Origin of the sequence: Foliimonas ilicis (assembly GCF_039939195.1) — a bacterium.
Lineage (GTDB): Bacteria > Pseudomonadota > Alphaproteobacteria > Rhizobiales > Rhizobiaceae > Foliimonas > Foliimonas ilicis.
The window spans coordinates 378,202-394,500 of sequence record NZ_JBDUUH010000001.1; the positions used below are offsets into that span (position 1 = coordinate 378,202).

14 protein-coding genes are annotated in these 16,299 nt (G+C 54.6%); 9 read left to right on the forward strand and 5 right to left on the reverse strand.

Annotation, left to right across the window (positions count from 1 at the left end; all coding sequences use genetic code 11):
- Positions 1-11 precede the first annotated feature (11 nt).
- Complete coding sequence (locus ABFT80_RS01805) at positions 12-839, reverse strand: pyruvate, water dikinase regulatory protein (RefSeq protein ID WP_347970139.1); 828 nt, start codon at positions 837-839, stop codon at positions 12-14.
- A 397-nt stretch (positions 840-1,236) separates the two neighbouring features.
- Between ABFT80_RS01805 and hemE the strand changes: the two genes are divergently transcribed.
- The 9 genes from hemE (at position 1,237) to ABFT80_RS01850 (ending at position 10,989) form a co-directional block, all read left to right on the forward strand.
- A complete protein-coding gene (hemE, locus tag ABFT80_RS01810) occupies positions 1,237-2,268 on the forward strand; it encodes a uroporphyrinogen decarboxylase (RefSeq protein ID WP_347970140.1) in 1,032 nt (343 codons plus the stop codon).
- Positions 2,265-2,801, forward strand: a complete 537-nt coding sequence (gene hemJ, locus ABFT80_RS01815; protein ID WP_347970141.1) for a protoporphyrinogen oxidase HemJ — start codon at positions 2,265-2,267, stop codon at positions 2,799-2,801. Before hemE ends, hemJ begins: the two co-directional genes overlap by 4 nt.
- A gap of 148 nt (positions 2,802-2,949) precedes the next feature.
- Complete coding sequence (gene rho, locus ABFT80_RS01820; protein ID WP_347970142.1) at positions 2,950-4,215, forward strand: transcription termination factor Rho; 1,266 nt, start codon at positions 2,950-2,952, stop codon at positions 4,213-4,215.
- A gap of 341 nt (positions 4,216-4,556) precedes the next feature.
- Positions 4,557-5,876: a tRNA uridine-5-carboxymethylaminomethyl(34) synthesis GTPase MnmE gene (gene mnmE / locus ABFT80_RS01825; RefSeq protein ID WP_347970143.1), complete on the forward strand. Its 1,320-nt coding sequence runs from the start codon at positions 4,557-4,559 to the stop codon at positions 5,874-5,876.
- Positions 5,877-6,020: 144 nt separating this feature from the next.
- Positions 6,021-7,898 (forward strand): tRNA uridine-5-carboxymethylaminomethyl(34) synthesis enzyme MnmG, encoded by a 1,878-nt coding sequence (mnmG, locus tag ABFT80_RS01830; RefSeq protein ID WP_347970144.1) that lies wholly within the window; start codon positions 6,021-6,023, stop codon positions 7,896-7,898.
- Positions 7,895-8,527, forward strand: a complete 633-nt coding sequence (rsmG, locus tag ABFT80_RS01835) for a 16S rRNA (guanine(527)-N(7))-methyltransferase RsmG (protein WP_347970145.1) — start codon at positions 7,895-7,897, stop codon at positions 8,525-8,527. The genes mnmG and rsmG overlap by 4 nt, the downstream gene beginning before the upstream one ends.
- A 43-nt stretch (positions 8,528-8,570) precedes the next feature.
- Complete coding sequence (locus ABFT80_RS01840) at positions 8,571-9,368, forward strand: ParA family protein (protein WP_347970146.1); 798 nt, start codon at positions 8,571-8,573, stop codon at positions 9,366-9,368.
- A 34-nt stretch (positions 9,369-9,402) separates the two neighbouring features.
- Positions 9,403-10,278, forward strand: a complete 876-nt coding sequence (locus ABFT80_RS01845; protein ID WP_347970147.1) for a ParB/RepB/Spo0J family partition protein — start codon at positions 9,403-9,405, stop codon at positions 10,276-10,278.
- Positions 10,279-10,347: 69 nt separating this feature from the next.
- Positions 10,348-10,989, forward strand: coding sequence for an SH3 domain-containing protein (locus ABFT80_RS01850; RefSeq protein WP_347970148.1), 642 nt, complete (start codon positions 10,348-10,350; stop codon positions 10,987-10,989).
- 69 nt (positions 10,990-11,058) lie between these two features.
- On the opposite strand, the gene holA is transcribed toward ABFT80_RS01850, so the two are convergent.
- The 4 genes from holA to ABFT80_RS01870 form a co-directional block, all read right to left on the reverse strand.
- Positions 11,059-12,111, reverse strand: a complete 1,053-nt coding sequence (gene holA / locus ABFT80_RS01855) for a DNA polymerase III subunit delta (protein WP_347970149.1) — start codon at positions 12,109-12,111, stop codon at positions 11,059-11,061.
- A gap of 67 nt (positions 12,112-12,178) precedes the next feature.
- Positions 12,179-13,270 carry an alcohol dehydrogenase family protein gene (locus tag ABFT80_RS01860; RefSeq protein WP_347970150.1) on the reverse strand — a complete coding sequence of 364 codons (1,092 nt, stop codon included), beginning with the start codon at positions 13,268-13,270 and terminating at the stop codon, positions 12,179-12,181.
- Between the two features lie 68 nt (positions 13,271-13,338).
- Complete coding sequence (locus ABFT80_RS01865) at positions 13,339-14,718, reverse strand: aspartate aminotransferase family protein (protein ID WP_347970151.1); 1,380 nt, start codon at positions 14,716-14,718, stop codon at positions 13,339-13,341.
- A 43-nt stretch (positions 14,719-14,761) separates the two neighbouring features.
- Complete coding sequence (locus ABFT80_RS01870; RefSeq protein ID WP_347970152.1) at positions 14,762-16,255, reverse strand: NAD-dependent succinate-semialdehyde dehydrogenase; 1,494 nt, start codon at positions 16,253-16,255, stop codon at positions 14,762-14,764.
- Positions 16,256-16,299: the final 44 nt, after the last annotated feature.

The following is a 16,299-nucleotide window of genomic DNA, read 5'->3' on the forward strand; positions in this document are numbered from 1 at the left end:
TTGAATGCCTGTTAACGCGTCCGGTTTCTCAGGGCAACGATTGCGGCAGCCGTCTCCTCGATCGAGCGACGGCTGACATCGATCGTTGGCCAGTTATGGCGCGTGCAAATTTGTCTCGCATAAGCCAATTCCTGAGAGATCGAAGCGCGATCCACATAATCCTGCGAGGCATAACCGGCAGTCGTTCCCAACGCCCGGTTCTGGCGAACATGGGATATGCGCTCAGCGGTTGCGATAAGCCCGACAATCAAAGGTTTTTGCGCCGTGGCAAGCGATTCCGGCAGCGGCACGCCAAGGACGATAGGTATATTCGCTGTCTTGATGCCCCTATTGGCCAGATAAATGCTGGTCGGCGTTTTCGAAGTGCGCGATATGCCGATCAGAATGACGTCTGCTTCCTCGATATCGTAGGGAAGCTGCCCGTCATCATGTTCCATGGTGAAATTAAGCGCGTCGATGCGCCGGAAATAATCCGCGTCCAGCACATGCTGTGCACCGACACGGCGACCGGCCGGCGTTCCGAGATAGGACTGAAAGACGGTCAAGACCGGCTCCAGCACCGAAACGCAAGGCAGACCCATCTCCGCACACCGCGCATCAATGCGCCCGGCGAGAGCCTGATCCACGACAGTGTAAAGAACTATGCCGGGTTCTTCTTCAATATCGTCGAAAACTTTCATTAACTGTTTGTCTGTACGAATGAGCGGGTAGATGTGCTCGATGGCGCGCGCATCCTTGTATTGGGCGGCGGCCGCACGGCCTGCAGCCAAGAGAGTTTCGCCGGTGGCGTCCGAAATAAGGTGCAGATGAAAGAAACTCTGCGGCTTGTTCACAGGCATGCCCCGGTTCTGTGGTCTGGTGTGGATAAGTCGGCGCTGTCGTGCCGCGCTTTCGGCCGGACTGTATCAGATAGCGACTTGTCCACAATTGGTGCTGCTGTCTGTATCGCGATGGCCCTGTGGATGATGTCGGGGACTTCGGAAACTTGTTCGATGTTCCACGTGAATCATGATCAAATGGATGTCTGGCTAAGTATTTGAATTTGCAACCGATGTGGCGCTTATCCCCGTAATTAGGTCTTCATGCCTACAAACGGGGCGCGACAATCTGCAGTCTCGCGGCGCGTGGCGGATTCGGGATAAGTCGTAATCACCGATTCCAACAGAGTCTAAGAATCAGAAGACTCTCTTTCATAGAAATTTTATTTAAAGATAGGCTTTCGGGTTTGGAGGCTTGATGTCCGTAAAACGCCCTATGCTCGAAGTGCTGAAGGGAGAGAAATCTTTCCCTCCTCCAATCTGGATGATGCGCCAAGCTGGACGCTATCTTCCCGAGTACCGACAGATCCGCAAAGAGGCAGGAAGCTTTCTCGATCTTTGCTACAACCCCGATCTGGCTGTCGAAGTGACATTGCAGCCAATCAGGCGATTTGGCTTTGATGCATCGATCCTGTTCTCGGATATCCTCGTCATTCCGCACGCTCTGGGAAGAGATCTGTCTTTCGAGGAAGGTCGCGGGCCGATCATGACGCCGATCCGCGCAGAAGAGATCGCTAATCTCGAGACTTCGGGTTTTCACGATCATCTGGCGCCGGTCTATGAGACGGTTCGTCGTCTTCGCAAGGAATTGCCTGACGAGACCACGCTGATCGGTTTCTGCGGGGCTCCCTGGACGCTGGCGACCTATATGATCGCGGGGCATGGAACGCCGGACCAGGCCCCTGCCCGGCTTTTCTCGTACCGGCACCCTGAAGCTTTTTCGAAGCTTCTCGAAATGCTGGCCGATTGTTCTGCTGATTATCTCATCCGGCAGATCGAAGCCGGTGCCGATACGGTGCAGATTTTCGATTCATGGTCAGGCGTTCTGGATGAGAGCGGATTTGAAAACTGCTGCGTGAAACCGGTCGCGCGGATCGTGAAGAAAGTTCGTGAAGCCTATCCGGATGTTCCGATCATCGGATTTCCGAAAGGTGCCGGCACGCGTTACGACAGCTATCGTCAGAAAACCGGCGTGACCGGGCTTGGGATCGATTGGACGGTTCCAATGGCGCAAGCAAAGTTTTTGCAGGATGGCGGCGCGGTACAAGGCAATCTCGATCCGCTGCGACTCGTTGCAGGTGGAGATGCGCTGAGCCAAGGCGTTGAAACCATTCTCGAGGCGCTTGCCGATGGACCGTTTATTTTCAATCTGGGCCATGGAATTACGCCGGAAACACCGATCGAGCATGTCGAGCAAATGATTTCGCTGGTCAGAAAGTATCGTCGATGAGCACGGTTCAGACTTCATCCAGCGGTGCGCAGGCCGGAAAACGAGCGTTTCTGGCGATTCTGATATTCGCTCTTCTGACTGGATTTCTGTTTTATCTCGATCCCGATAATTTCTATCTATGGGCAAAAGCATTTCACGTGATTGCCGTCATCTCGTGGATGGCGGGAATGCTCTATCTGCCGCGGCTCTTCGTCTATCACGCGCAGTCGGAGAAAGGTTCGGAACAGTCCGAGACCTTTAAAATCATGGAAAAGCGGCTGCTGCGGTTTATCATCAACCCGGCAATGATCGTGACCTGGGTGTTCGGGCTCTATCTCGCCTGGAAGGGTTTTGGCTTTGCCGGCGGTTGGCTGCATGCGAAAATCACAGCGGTTATTTTGCTGTCCGGCGTGCATGGTTATCTCGCAGGCGCGGTGCGCCGTTTTGGCGAAGATCGTAACGAAAAGCCGTCGCGTCATTGGCGGATCGTCAACGAAATCCCGACCCTTCTGATGATCCTCATCGTCATACTCGTGGTCGTAAAGCCGTTTTGACCTCTAAGAGCAGGCTTGCTCTTTTTTCTCGAGGACGTTAAAAGACGGTCCTTCCTTCTTTTCCTGCGCCACGTTTTTTACCCGGCCGCGCAGGGTGCTTATCGCATTTCGCCGATACATTTTCCCATATCACAGCCAGAGTCCGTCCATGCAGGAAATGAAACTCCAGGAGTTCAAGAACAAGAAGCCGACCGATCTGATCGCGTTTGCTGAATCGCTTGAAGTCGAAAACGCCAGTGTCATGCGCAAGCAGGAGCTGATGTTCGCTATCCTTAAGAAGCTTGCAGCTCAGGATATCGAAATCATCGGCGACGGCGTGGTCGAAGTTCTCCAGGATGGTTTCGGGTTTTTGCGCTCCGCGAATGCGAACTATCTGCCGGGCCCGGACGATATCTACATCTCGCCATCGCAGATCAGGCGCTTTTCGCTGAAAACCGGCGATACGGTCGAGGGTCCGATTCGCAGCCCCAAGGAAGGCGAACGCTATTTCGCGCTCCTCAAGGTCAATACGATCAATTTCGACGATCCGGAAAAGATTCGTCACAAGATCCATTTTGACAATCTGACGCCGCTTTACCCGACGTCGCGGCTCAAGATGGAAGTCGAAAATCCGACGACAAAGGATATTTCGCCCCGCGTCATCGATCTTGTCGCACCGCTCGGCAAAGGCCAGCGCGCGCTGATCGTTGCACAGCCGCGTACGGGTAAGACCGTTCTTCTACAGAATATCGCGCACTCCATCACGACCAATCATCCGGAATGCTATCTGATCGTTCTACTGATCGACGAGCGCCCGGAAGAAGTGACGGACATGCAGCGTTCGGTGAAGGGCGAAGTTGTCTCCTCAACTTTCGACGAACCGGCTGTGCGCCACGTTCAGGTTGCCGAAATGGTTATCGAAAAGGCCAAGCGCCTTGTCGAGCATGGCCGCGATGTCGTGATCCTGCTCGATTCCATCACGCGTCTTGGACGCGCCTACAACACCGTCGTTCCATCATCCGGCAAGGTTTTGACCGGTGGTGTCGATGCGAACGCCCTGCAGCGTCCTAAGCGCTTCTTTGGCGCCGCACGTAACATCGAGGAAGGCGGCTCACTGACGATTATTGCGACGGCACTCATTGATACTGGCAGCCGTATGGACGAAGTGATTTTCGAAGAGTTCAAGGGTACGGGCAATTCCGAAATCGTGCTGGACCGCAAGGTTGCCGATAAGCGCATCTACCCGGCGATGGACATCCTCAAATCCGGTACGCGTAAGGAAGATCTGCTCGTCGCAAAGCAGGACCTCCAGAAGATCTTCGTTCTTCGCCGCATTCTGGCACCGATGGGAACAACCGATGCAATCGAGTTCCTTATCGACAAGCTGAAACAGACGAAGACGAATGCCGATTTCTTCGACTCGATGAACACCTGATATTGGATCAGTCGGGCTTGCAGTGAATACGTAAGCCTGACTGGATCTTTATGTCTCATAAGGCAGAGAAGCGGGTTGTTCATCCGCTGCCTTTTGACTACCAGCAGGTCTGTCTGTATCGATTCGTCACCGAAACGGATGCTCTTTCGGGACCAAATATTCATGGGCGTGTTTGTCTCTTTGGGAGTCGAATTGTTCGAAACCCAGACGACAATTATTTCGATTCGCCTCCGAAACAAAGATTCTCAGATCTCGACTGAAAATTTGCATAGAAGGGGACCGCCGGTTAAGCGGATAATCCCTATACTGATGCGAAATTAAATTCTTTAGAGGCGTGGGCAATGGCATTTGCCAATTCGATATTTGCACTGTCCAGTGGCCGGCTTCCGTCAGGCGTTGCGATCGTGCGTGTGTCTGGCCCGCATTCGCGGCAGGTTCTTGAGACTGTTTTCGGTTCTGTCCCCGCGTCACGCCTGGCATCTTTTGGACCACTAAAGGATATTCAGGGTAATGTTCTGGACAGAGCGTTGGCCATGTTTTTTCCGGGGCCTAACAGCTTTACCGGCGAAGATGTTGCGGAGTTTCACCTTCACGGTGGCCGAGCTGTCGTAGCATCGGTACTAAATGCTCTTTCCGGCTTCGAGGGGCTGACCCATGCCGAAGCTGGCGAATTCACGAAACGCGCGTTTCTGAACGGAAAACTCGATCTCCTGGAAGCAGAAGCCCTGGCAGATCTCATCGCCTCTGAAACCGAAGCGCAGAGACGATTTGCCGTAACAAACTCTTTCGGAGCGCAAAGCGAGCTTTATCAAAGCTGGAGAAAGCGCTTGATCCACGCGCGGGCGATGATCGAGGCCGAAATGGATTTCGCAGATGAAGGAGATATTCCCGGTTCTGTATCTGCAACTATCTGGAAAGATATGGAGTTGCTGCCACAGGAAATAAGCGCTCATATATCAGGGTTTTCAAAAGCGGAAATTATAAGGGATGGTTTTGAAGTCGTGATCCTCGGCGCGCCAAACGCCGGAAAGTCGAGTCTTCTTAATGCGCTGGCGAAGCGCGATGCTGCAATCGTTTCGGAAGAAGCAGGAACCACACGTGATTTTGTCGAAGTCGCACTTGATGTAGGGGGTGTTAAAATTCGCCTCGTGGACACTGCCGGGATTCGGGATAACGCGGGTAAGGTTGAGCAGATTGGTATTGAGCGCGCGTTGGCCAAGGCTAAATCTGCGAATCTTGCGCTTTTCTTACACGATCTATCTCAACCCCTTCTTGAAATTGCCGAGGGCGCGATATCGGATATCCCAAGTATCAGGGTAGGGACAAAGGTAGATCTATCGTCGGGAAAGCCGGAAGGCTGTTTCGATTTTACGATATCCGCGCAAACAGGTGAGGGTCTTACGGGCTTACTGTCGCAGATCGGAGAAATTGCCGCTGGCGCCGTCGGTTTGAGTGGAGACATCCTGCCATCACGCCTGCGCCACGTTTCGCTTCTGACTGAAGCCGTCGATTGGATTGAATCAGCCGGCGCAGATAAAGACCTCGAACTGCGCGCCGAGGATCTAAGAATAGCCTCAGATAGAATAGGAAAGGTCAGCGGCGCAGTGGACGTGGAAGATCTTTTGGATGTCGTATTTTCACAATTTTGCGTCGGCAAGTGATTCACGTGAAACGTTATCTTAAAATGACTCACGTGAAACAGCGCGAGGCCAATCGAATGTTTCACGTGAAACCGCTTGGGGACAACGCGGTCCTTGACTTGAAAATAGGATCAGATCATGAGTCGCCCCACGACGGAGCATTGTATGAACTCGGATTTTGATGTCATTGTTATTGGCGGCGGACACGCGGGGAGCGAGGCCGCGAGCGCGAGCGCGCGCGCCGGTGCGAGAACCGCGCTTGTAACTTTACGGTCGGATAATGTCGGCGTCATGTCATGCAACCCAGCGATCGGTGGCTTGGGTAAGGGCCACCTTGTTCGAGAAATCGACGCGCTAGATGGTTTGATGGGACGCGCTGCCGATATGGGAGGCATTCAATTTCGAATGCTGAACCGGCGAAAAGGCCCTGCTGTGCGTGGCCCGCGCACCCAGGCAGATCGCCGCCTTTACGGGCAGGCCGTGCAAAGCCTTATATTCGAGCAGGGAGACTTGGAGATCGTTGAAGGCGAAGTCGTCGACATCGCTCTTTCTGAGCAACGGGATGTAACCGGCGTTATGCTGGCTGATGGACGGTTGCTTAAATGCGGCGCCGTCGTTCTTACGACAGGTACTTTTCTACGAGGCTTGATACATATCGGAGAACGGAAATTTCCAGCCGGGCGCATGAATGAAAAAGCGTCACTCGGATTGTCGGAAACTTTATCGCGGGTGGGTTTTAAACTCGGCCGCCTTAAGACTGGAACGCCTCCGCGACTGGACGGTAAAACCATTGATTGGACCTCTCTCGATAAGCAGAGTGCTGACGAAGATCCTGTTCCGTTTTCATTGATGACAAAGCGTATAACTAACCCACAGATTGATTGCGGAATTACACGCACTGTTTCCGAAACGCATGAATTGATCCGCCAGAATATTCATCGTTCGGCCATGTACTCCGGTTCCATCGAAGGGATCGGTCCCCGTTATTGCCCTTCCATTGAAGACAAGATTGTTAAATTCGGCGACCGGGATGGGCATCAGATTTTTCTGGAGCCGGAAGGACTTGATGACGATACGGTGTATCCAAACGGGATATCCACGTCGTTGCCGGAAGACGTTCAACTTGAAATCCTGAAGACGATTCCTGGCCTTCAGAATGCGCATATGATTCAGCCCGGCTATGCGATTGAATATGATCACGTAGATCCGCGCGAACTTACCCCTTCTTTGGAAACAAAAAGGATTTCGGGCCTTTTCCTTGCCGGTCAGATTAACGGCACGACGGGCTATGAAGAGGCGGGAGCGCAGGGTTTGATTGCCGGGCTCAATGCGGCGCGGAAGGCTGGAGATTCCGAGCCTTTCATTATGAGTCGTACGCAAAGCTATATTGGCGTCATGATCGACGATCTAATCACAAGGGGTATCTCGGAACCCTATCGTATGTTTACGTCGCGGGCAGAGTTTCGTTTGTCGCTTCGAGCTGACAATGCCGATGCGCGATTGACGCCGCTTGCAATTGAACTCGGTATCGTATCGACCGACCGCGAAATTGCATTCGGGGCGATGGAAGCTTGTGTATCTTCGGCTCGAAATTTGCTGGAAAGCCTGCAGATTACTCCGAACGAGGCGTCCAAATACGGGCTGGTGATCAACAAGGACGGCGCTCGCCGGACGGCTTATGATCTCTTGTCCTATCCTAATATCGAGCTGAAGGATTTGGCGAGGGTATGGCCACAGCTTCAGGACATCGATGAAAGCACTGCCGAAACCGTTACGACGGAGGCGCGCTACTCGGTTTATCTTGATCGACAGAAGTCGGATGCGGTCAATATCCAGCGTGAAGAAGCGCGAGTGATACCGGCTGATGTTGATTTTTCTGCGCTCCCCGGTCTTTCGAATGAACTTAAGCAGAAGATATACCAGCGTCAGCCCCGGACCTTGGCCGATGCAATGAAAATTGATGGTATGACGCCGGCAGCTTTAGCGTTGATAATTGCCCATGTTCGAAACAGTGAAAACTCATACAAGCGAAATGTTGCGTGACCAAATTCAGTTATGATTCGCTTTGTGACGCGGCAGGAATAGTTTCACGTGAAACGCACCAACAGCTTGTCGCTTTCCACGACTTTTTCTTGAAATGGGCTGAACGAATAAATCTCGCGTCACCATCAACGTTCAATACAGTCTGGGAGCGCCATATTCTGGACAGTGCGCAGCTTCGTTCACTTGATGGCATTTCGAAAAAATGGATTGATCTGGGGTCGGGCGGCGGATTTCCAGGGCTCGTTATGGCCTTTCTGCTCAAAGAAAATGACGCCAGCCGAATAAAACTGGTCGAAAGCAATCGAAAGAAATGCGGCTTTCTGCAAGCGGCTGTCGGTACGTTTAATCTTTCTGCGACCATCGATGCCCGGCGAATAGAAGACGTCCAGAAGGATGAAGAGCAATTCGACGTGGTGACTGCGCGTGCGCTGGCGCCGCTAAATGTGCTTTTCCATCTGTCGGAAGCCTGGCTATCCAACGGTGCCAAGGGCCTTTTTCACAAAGGGCGGGATTACGAGGCTGAAATCAAAGAAACCGCTGACTTGTGGCAATACGACCTGATAGAACATCGAAGCAGGGTGAATTCCGAAAGCGTGATTCTCGAAATCGTGAATCTCAAAAGGAAATAATCCTGATATATATCGATTAACGGAAGTCAGCAGCGCGCAGATCATGCAGATGAGCCCGAGAATCATTACGGTCGCCAATCAAAAAGGTGGCGTAGGGAAGACAACGACAGCCATCAATCTCGCAACCGCGCTGGCGGCGATAGGCGAACGTGTGCTTATCGTCGATCTTGATCCGCAGGGTAATGCGAGCACGGGTCTTGGTATAGACCGGCAGAACCGCAACGCGTCTTCTTACGATGTACTTACCGGAAAAATGGACCTTGAAGCAGCGGCAGTGCCAACGGCAGTACCTGGTCTTTCGATCGTTCCTTCGACGCTTGATCTTCTCGGAGTCGAAATGGAGATCGCTAATGCGCCAGATCGTGTTTTGCGGTTGAGGAATGCGGTTCAAGCTGCGTCCGCTCGGTCGAGCGATTTCACATACATTCTTATCGATTGCCCGCCATCATTGAATCTTTTGACGTTGAATTCGATGGCGGCAGCGGATTCGGTACTTGTGCCGCTTCAATGCGAATTTTTCGCACTTGAAGGTTTGAGCCAGCTACTGGAGACGGTAAGCGAGGTTCGCGCCTCTATAAATCCAAATCTGACCATTCAGGGCATCGTGCTGACGATGTATGACGGCCGCAACAATCTCGCCAATCAGGTGGTTGATGATGTCCGTGCGCATATGGGCGAAAAGGTCTATCAGACGGTAATTCCTCGCAATGTTCGGGTGTCGGAAGCGCCCTCGCATGGAAAACCTGCAATACTTTACGATCTGAAATGCTCGGGCAGCCAGGCTTATTTGCAGTTGGCGTCGGAGGTTATTCGTCGTGAGCGTCAGCTCAAGGCAGCCTAAATTCGATTCGCATACGTAACAATTCGGACCCGAAATGACTGAAGATCCATCAAAGAAAAGGCTGGGACGTGGTCTTGCAGCCCTGATCGGTGAAATTGATAAGCCGATCGTGTCGGCCGCCAAGGCGACAAGTGCTGATGGCAAAGTGCCGATTGAGTTTGTCTCGCCCAATCCTCGCAACCCGCGTCGTCATTTTGGCGATTCCGAGCTTACCGATCTTTCCCAGTCAATTCGGGAGCATGGGGTCGTTCAGCCGGTGGTCGTTCGTCCGGCGCCGGGACAGGCCGATCGCTATGAAATCATCGCGGGTGAACGGCGTTGGCGTGCGTCTCAGCGTGCCGGCCTGAGCGAGATTCCGGTCATCGTTCGTGATGTCGACGACCGTGTGGCGCTTGAGCTGGCAATTATCGAGAACGTGCAGCGTGCGGATCTCAATCCTGTCGAAGAGGCTCTGGGATATCAGCAGCTTATTGATGATCACAGCTATACGCAGGCCGACCTTGGCCAGGTCATCGGAAAGAGCCGCAGTCACGTTGCAAATACACTCAGGCTTTTGAAGCTTCCGGATGTCATTCGCGACATGCTGGTTGATGGCGCATTGTCGGCAGGCCATGCTCGTGCACTGGTGACGGCCACTGACCCTGCCGGGCTGGCGAAACGTATTGTCGAAGACGGTTTGTCAGTGCGCCAGGCTGAAGCGTTGGCACAGACTCCAGACGCGCCCGTTCAGCCTCGCAACTCGCGTACGCCTGTTGAAAAGGATGCGGATACGGTTGCGCTTGAAAAGCTTCTTTCCGATGTGACAGGTCTGCATGTTTCCATCGCTCATAAGGAAAATGGCGGTGAGGTGCGTATCGGCTACAAGACATTGGAGCAGCTTGACGATCTTTGCAGACGGCTCAAGGACTGAGCTCTTTAGATCCAGCTTCGCTTCCACGCTGTAAACCTGACTTTAAATTCTTCCAGCCATTGTGTCGTCATGGCTGGATTTTCACTTCCAAAACTCAGATGGCTGGTGATCGGCGCGGTGGCTGCCGGTGTCTGGGCGATGACGCAGGAACCTCCGTCGTCAAGCCCGAAGCCGCCGGCGCGTGTCGTTGAAAAACGAACTACGCCGACAGAACGGCGCATCGAACCGACGCGCCGTCCACCCGAAATCGTTACGAGTTCGATAAAACGACCCGATAGTCCGGTAGAGCGCCCGGTTGCTTCCGTTCTGAAAACCACAGAACGGGTAAACCTTCGCGTCAGGCCTGATATATCGGCAAAAATCGTTGCAAGACTGCAATCCGATACTGCCGTAAAAGTTTATTCGAAATCCGGTAGCTGGAAGCTGGTTACGGCTGGAAGCATGAAGGGCTGGGTGCACGGCGATTATCTGGCAAAACCCGACGAGCCACCGCGCCCTTCGGCACCTGTCGCGGGTAAACCTACGAATAATACGCCCTCTCTGGTTTCCTCAAAAATCCCAAGCCTGAATCTGTTCGGCGGTAAAACGCCGATTCGCAAGCCGCAGGGTGGGAATTGCCAATGTCCTTACGACCTCATGCTCAGCGGTAAGCAATGCGGGGAGCACAGTGCATATGAGAGGAATGGCGGCGGCGTGCAGTGCTATCGGTGACTCACGTGAAACGGCGAATATTTGCCGGCTAATATTAACCTTGTTTCACGTGAATCACGAAGCTGAAAATCAGGCTCGCGCGCGCTGAGAAAGACGTGCACTTTCTATGGCTATGCCAAGCATTGCCTGACGTGCGATAGGCTCCGAGAGATCGGCGCGCTTGCGGGTCTGGAGGATGGCGGACTGAATGCGCTGTAGCGCTCGCGTCAAACCTTCTCTGCTCCAACGCGACAGCGCATTCTCAACGAGCTTTTTGCGGGCATAAAAAACAGGTGGACGGGCGGAAGCTACTGCTGAGGCCGCGTTCTTTCCGGTCTCATCCATGGAACCACGCATGACTTGCAGCGCATGAAGCTGTCGCATGCAGGCGGCAAGAAGCAAAAACACCTGTGCGCCAGAGCGAACGTGGCGACCGAAAGCCTGATCGAAATCATGAACGCGGCCCTCAAGCATCGCATCAACGGCTTCATCTACGGAAAGTGCAGATACGTCTCCTGTCGAAGCGAGGACATCTGGAAGTTCGATCTGCTTCTGACCATGGGCATAAAGTAAAAGCTTTTCGATCTCGCCACGGGAAGCGAGGCGATCGCCTCCAAGACTTCTGCGCAGTGCTTGGCGCGCGTCGAGCGACATCGCCATGCCTGATTTTTGAAGCTCCTGGTCGATGATGCCATCAAGCCCTTTCGCTTCATCTATATAGCAGGGCAGGGCCATGCCAATGAAACTGCCCTCGATCGTGGTGCGAAGTGCTGCACCTTTTTTAAGTTCGCCCGCTTCGATCAGAATGATGGCGTCGGGCGAGGGCTCAGTGCAGAGGGCTTTTACATCGTCGGCGAACCCTTTCTGGCCGCCGGCATTTCGAACCCAAAGCAAGCGTTTGGAGGAAAACATCGGCACGGTGCGCGCTTCATCAAGCAGGCGGCCGTCGCCCTTTTCAGCTTCGGAAGCGTCCAGCCTGACAACCGAAAAGGGATCATCCAGCGGCAAGCCTGTGCGTACAGCAAAAGCGCGCGCCCGTTCTGCAACCAGCCCGCGATCGGGACCGTAAAACAGGACGATGCTCGTTTCAGGACTGGGTCGCGCAAGCCATGCATCGACCTCGAATGCTTTCTTCTGTGCCATGTTCTCCGATTAGCACGGAGCGGGCATGATCAACCAGAAAAATGAAACGCAGCTGCACGAGGACGGGCTACTTTGCTTGCGAGTCCGGTACGACGACCAGCTTGCCGACAAAGCCCTTTGAAACGAAATCCGCTTGCGCACGATGAAAGTCAGAGAGGCGGTAAGTACCGCCCACCAGCGGACGGATTTTCTTTTCTTCGATGTAGCGGACGATACGGCGAAAATCGCCGCGCGTACCCTGGCTCGATCCGTGAAGCTGTAGCTGCTTCAGATACATGGTGCGTAAATCGAGCTGCACGACAGGCCCGGCAATGGCACCGGCGGTCGTATAGCGGCCTTCGGGACGGAGAAGGCGCAGCAAATCGTTGAAAATCGCGCCGCCAACCAGATCGGCGACAACATCCAAGGGCTTACCATCAAGGGCCTGCTCGACCGCTTCAATGAAGTTTCCTTTTCCGCGCGTGATGACCGCTTCCGCGCCAATATCCAGCAGAGCCTGTTCCTTGCCGGAGCCAACGACTGCATAGGGAATCGCGCCACGCGCTCTCGCAAGCTGGACGATACCGGAGCCGACGCCACCGGAAGCCCCCGTTACCAGAACACGTTCTCCGGCTTTCAGCGCGGCGCGTTCCAGCATCTGTTCGCCGGTCAGATAAGCGCAGCAGAAGGTCGCAAGTTCGATGTCGGTCAGATCGGTATCGACGATATGGGCGTTTTCGGCGGGTAATGTCTGGTATTCGGCATATCCTCCATCCCGGCCATGACCCATATAATCGATGTCGGCCAGGCTATCGTCGTCCCGATTGTAGATTGAGAAATCGACCATAACGCGTTCGCCGATGCGGGAAGTATCGACGCTGTCGCCGACTGCAACAATTGTTCCGACGGAATCCGTTCCCTGAATGCGTGGGAAAGTCAGCGTATTTTCCTGCCGCCTCCAGGTCGATACCGCGCCTGAATCCTCCTCAGTGCCGTAAGCGCCTTCACGCACCCACACATCGGTATTGTTCATGCCGCATGCCGTGACGCGGATAAGCACTTCGCCGGGAGCCGGTTTGGGAACCGGAACATCGGTGCGATAGACGAGTTTGTCAGGCCCGCCATGACCGACAAGCTGCACGGCAGCCATTGTGGAAGGGATTGCAGGATCGAAATTCATGCGTGTCATTCCAGATTGTTAAACGGAATACCCTCATTCGCCCGGTGCACGAATGAGGGTGTTGATGTTCAGAGGTTGGCAAATACGTTCTTTACAGCGTCTGCCGTCTTCTCGACGACGATGTCGGCTTCTTCGCGGGTCAGGCAGAGCGGCGGTGCAAAGCCCAGAATGTCGCCCTGCGGCATGGCGCGTCCGATGACGCCGCGCTCGGCAAGTGCTGCCGAGATTTGCGGGCCGACTTTCTGCGATACATCAAAGAAGACACGGTCATCCTTGTCCTGAACGAACTCGACCGCGGCCATCAGGCCGTCGCCGCGAACGTCGCCGACATTTGCGTGCGAGGCGACGGCATCAGCTAGTGCCTTGCGGAAATAAGCGCCGGTTTCGCTTGCATTTTTCACCAGATCGAGCTGGTCGATTACTTCAAGATTGGCAACGCCGGCTGCCGCGCAAATCGGATGTGCCGAATAGGTCCAGCCATGGCCGATGGCGCCCAAGGCATCGGAGCCCTGTACCAGAACCTGCCAGACCTTGTCGGAAACGATGGTGCCGGAAAGTGGCAGATAGGCGGAGGTGAGACCTTTGGCGATGGTGATGAGATCCGGCTTCATGCCGTAATGGTCCGAACCGAACATGGTGCCGAGGCGACCAAAGCCGGTAACGACTTCGTCGGCAACAAGGAGGACGTTGTATTTCTTCAGAACGGCCTGGATTTTTTCCCAATATCCGGCAGGCGGGGGTACGATGCCGCCGGTGCCGAGAATAGGTTCACCGATGAAAGCTGCGACCGTATCGGGGCCTTCCGCGAGAATCATTTCCTCAAGCTTGTCAGCGCAATGCTGCGAGAATTGTTCCTCGCTCATGTAGCGGTCTTCGCGGCGGAAATAGTATGGCGCTTCGGTGTGAAGGATTGGCGCGCGGGGCAGATCGAATGCGTTGTGGAAGAGCTGAAGGCCGGTCAGCGAGCCGGTCATGACGCCTGAACCGTGATAACCGCGCCAGCGCGAAATGATCTTCTTCTTTTCCGGACGGCCAAGGACGTTGTTGTAATACCAGATCAGCTTGATGTTGGTTTCGTTTGCATCCGAGCCGGAAAGCCCGAAATAGACGCGACTCATGCCTTCGGGCGCACGGTCGATAATCATTTTGGAAAGCGTGATCGAAGCTTCCGTGCCGTGGCCGACATAGGCGTGATAATAGGCCAACTCTTTCGCCTGCTTGGCGATAGCGTCGGCGATCTCTGTGCGGCCATAGCCGACATTGACGCAATATAGGCCTGCAAAAGCATCGAGGCTGGTCTTGCCGTTCGTATCCGTGATGTACACACCCTTGCCGCCAGCGATCACGCGGGTCGGAGTTTCGCCGCGCGCATGCGCTCCCATATGGGTCGATGGGTGGAAAAAGTGGTCACGGTCCCAGGCGTTGAGTTCGTTGGATTGTTCGAGCATTTTTCTATCCTTTTTAGATTTCAGGCGGTCAGCAGCCGTTGAGCTACGCGATGTCGAGGCAGATATATTTGAGGTCGGTGAAGGCTTCCAAGCCGTGGCGGGAGCCTTCACGGCCAACGCCCGACTGCTTCACGCCGCCGAAGGGGATCGGCGCGCCGGTGATCTTCACGCGGTTTATGGCGACCATGCCGTAGTCGAGCGTGCGGCCCATGCGCATCTGTCGTGCGCCGTTTTCAGTGACGACATAGGCAACCAGGCCGTATTCAGTACTGTTGGCGCGCGAGACGACTTCATCTTCCGTGTCGAAGACGGTTACGGCAGCGACCGGGCCGAATGTTTCCTCGCGCATGATCAGAGCGTCATCACCAACGTCCGACAGAAGCGTCGGTTCGTAGAACAGCGCGCCCGCTGTATGACGCTTTCCGCCCGTCAGGCATTTTGCGCCACGTGAAATTGCGTCGCGGACTTGCTCATCGACTTTTGCGACGGCGCGCGCATGCATTAGCGGGCCGATTTCTACGCCGTCTTCCAGTCCGGTGCCGACTTTGAGAGTTGCGATTTTTTCAGCGTAGGCTTTGACGAAACGATCATGGATGCCGCGTTGCACATAGATGCGGTTGGCGGCGAGGCAGTCCTGTCCGGAGGTTGCGAATTTTGCATCGACAGCGATTTTCACTGCCTTTTCCAGATCGGCATCGTCGAAAATAATCAGCGGAGCGTGGCCGCCAAGCTCCATCACAAGGCGCTTCATTGTAGGTGCGCATTGCGCGGCGATCAGGCGGCCGATTTCCGTCGATCCGGTAAAGGACAGCGCGCGCACGCGGTTGTCTTCGCAAAGGCGGCCGACAATCGCCGCCGCATCACCCGTCACGATGTTGAATACGCCTGCAGGCAGTCCGGCACGCTCGCCGAGTTCAGCCAGTGCAAGTGCGGAAAGCGGTGTTTCGGATGAAGGATGCGCGACGATGGTGCAACCGGCGGCGAGGGCCGCTGCAGCTTTCCGCGTCAGCATCGCTGATGGAAAGTTCCATGGGGTGACGATGCCGACGACGCCGAGCGGCTCGCGGCGGATCATCATTTCAGCACCGAGAAGGTGGCTCGTGACGCTCTCGGCGTTTATGCGTTTGCCTTCCTCCGCATACCATTCGACGAAGGATGCCGCATAGCCGATTTCCCCGATGGATTCAGCAAGGGGCTTGCCCTGTTCCAGCGTCATGATGAGCGCCAGATCATCCTTGGCAGCGAGGATCAGTTCGAACCATTTACGCAGGATCTCGGCGCGCTTCTGCGGCAGCAGAGCACGCCATTTCGGGAAAGCGGCAGAGGCTGCATCGATTGCGAAGGAGGTCTGGTCTGCACTAAGGGCCGCAACCCAGGCGACGGCAGCGCCGGATGCCGGATCGTTCACTTCGAAGACGGTGGCGTCCTCACCGGCGGTCCAATGACCGTCGACATAGGCCAGCTCCCGTAACAGGCGGCGATCGGACAATCTGTCGAGCGCGTCGTGTCTCTGGGCCTTCGCGAAATGAGCGGACATAGAAAATTCTCCCGATTTATTGGAGAATTCTATCTTTCCGGGAG

Bases quoted from the DNA above. Each gene is read 5' to 3' on its own strand.
- ABFT80_RS01805 (WP_347970139.1), bottom strand. From the start codon at position 839: ATGCCTGTGAACAAGCCGCAGAGTTTCTTTCATCTGCACCTTATTTCG.
- hemE (WP_347970140.1), top strand. From the start codon at position 1,237: ATGTCCGTAAAACGCCCTATGCTCGAAGTGCTGAAGGGAGAGAAATCT.
- hemJ (WP_347970141.1), top strand. From the start codon at position 2,265: ATGAGCACGGTTCAGACTTCATCCAGCGGTGCGCAGGCCGGAAAACGA.
- rho (WP_347970142.1), top strand. From the start codon at position 2,950: ATGCAGGAAATGAAACTCCAGGAGTTCAAGAACAAGAAGCCGACCGAT.
- mnmE (WP_347970143.1), top strand. From the start codon at position 4,557: ATGGCATTTGCCAATTCGATATTTGCACTGTCCAGTGGCCGGCTTCCG.
- mnmG (WP_347970144.1), top strand. From the start codon at position 6,021: ATGAACTCGGATTTTGATGTCATTGTTATTGGCGGCGGACACGCGGGG.
- ABFT80_RS01840 (WP_347970146.1), top strand. From the start codon at position 8,571: ATGCAGATGAGCCCGAGAATCATTACGGTCGCCAATCAAAAAGGTGGC.
- ABFT80_RS01845 (WP_347970147.1), top strand. From the start codon at position 9,403: ATGACTGAAGATCCATCAAAGAAAAGGCTGGGACGTGGTCTTGCAGCC.
- ABFT80_RS01850 (WP_347970148.1), top strand. From the start codon at position 10,348: ATGGCTGGATTTTCACTTCCAAAACTCAGATGGCTGGTGATCGGCGCG.
- holA (WP_347970149.1), bottom strand. From the start codon at position 12,111: ATGGCACAGAAGAAAGCATTCGAGGTCGATGCATGGCTTGCGCGACCC.
- ABFT80_RS01860 (WP_347970150.1), bottom strand. From the start codon at position 13,270: ATGAATTTCGATCCTGCAATCCCTTCCACAATGGCTGCCGTGCAGCTT.
- ABFT80_RS01865 (WP_347970151.1), bottom strand. From the start codon at position 14,718: ATGCTCGAACAATCCAACGAACTCAACGCCTGGGACCGTGACCACTTT.
- ABFT80_RS01870 (WP_347970152.1), bottom strand. From the start codon at position 16,255: ATGTCCGCTCATTTCGCGAAGGCCCAGAGACACGACGCGCTCGACAGA.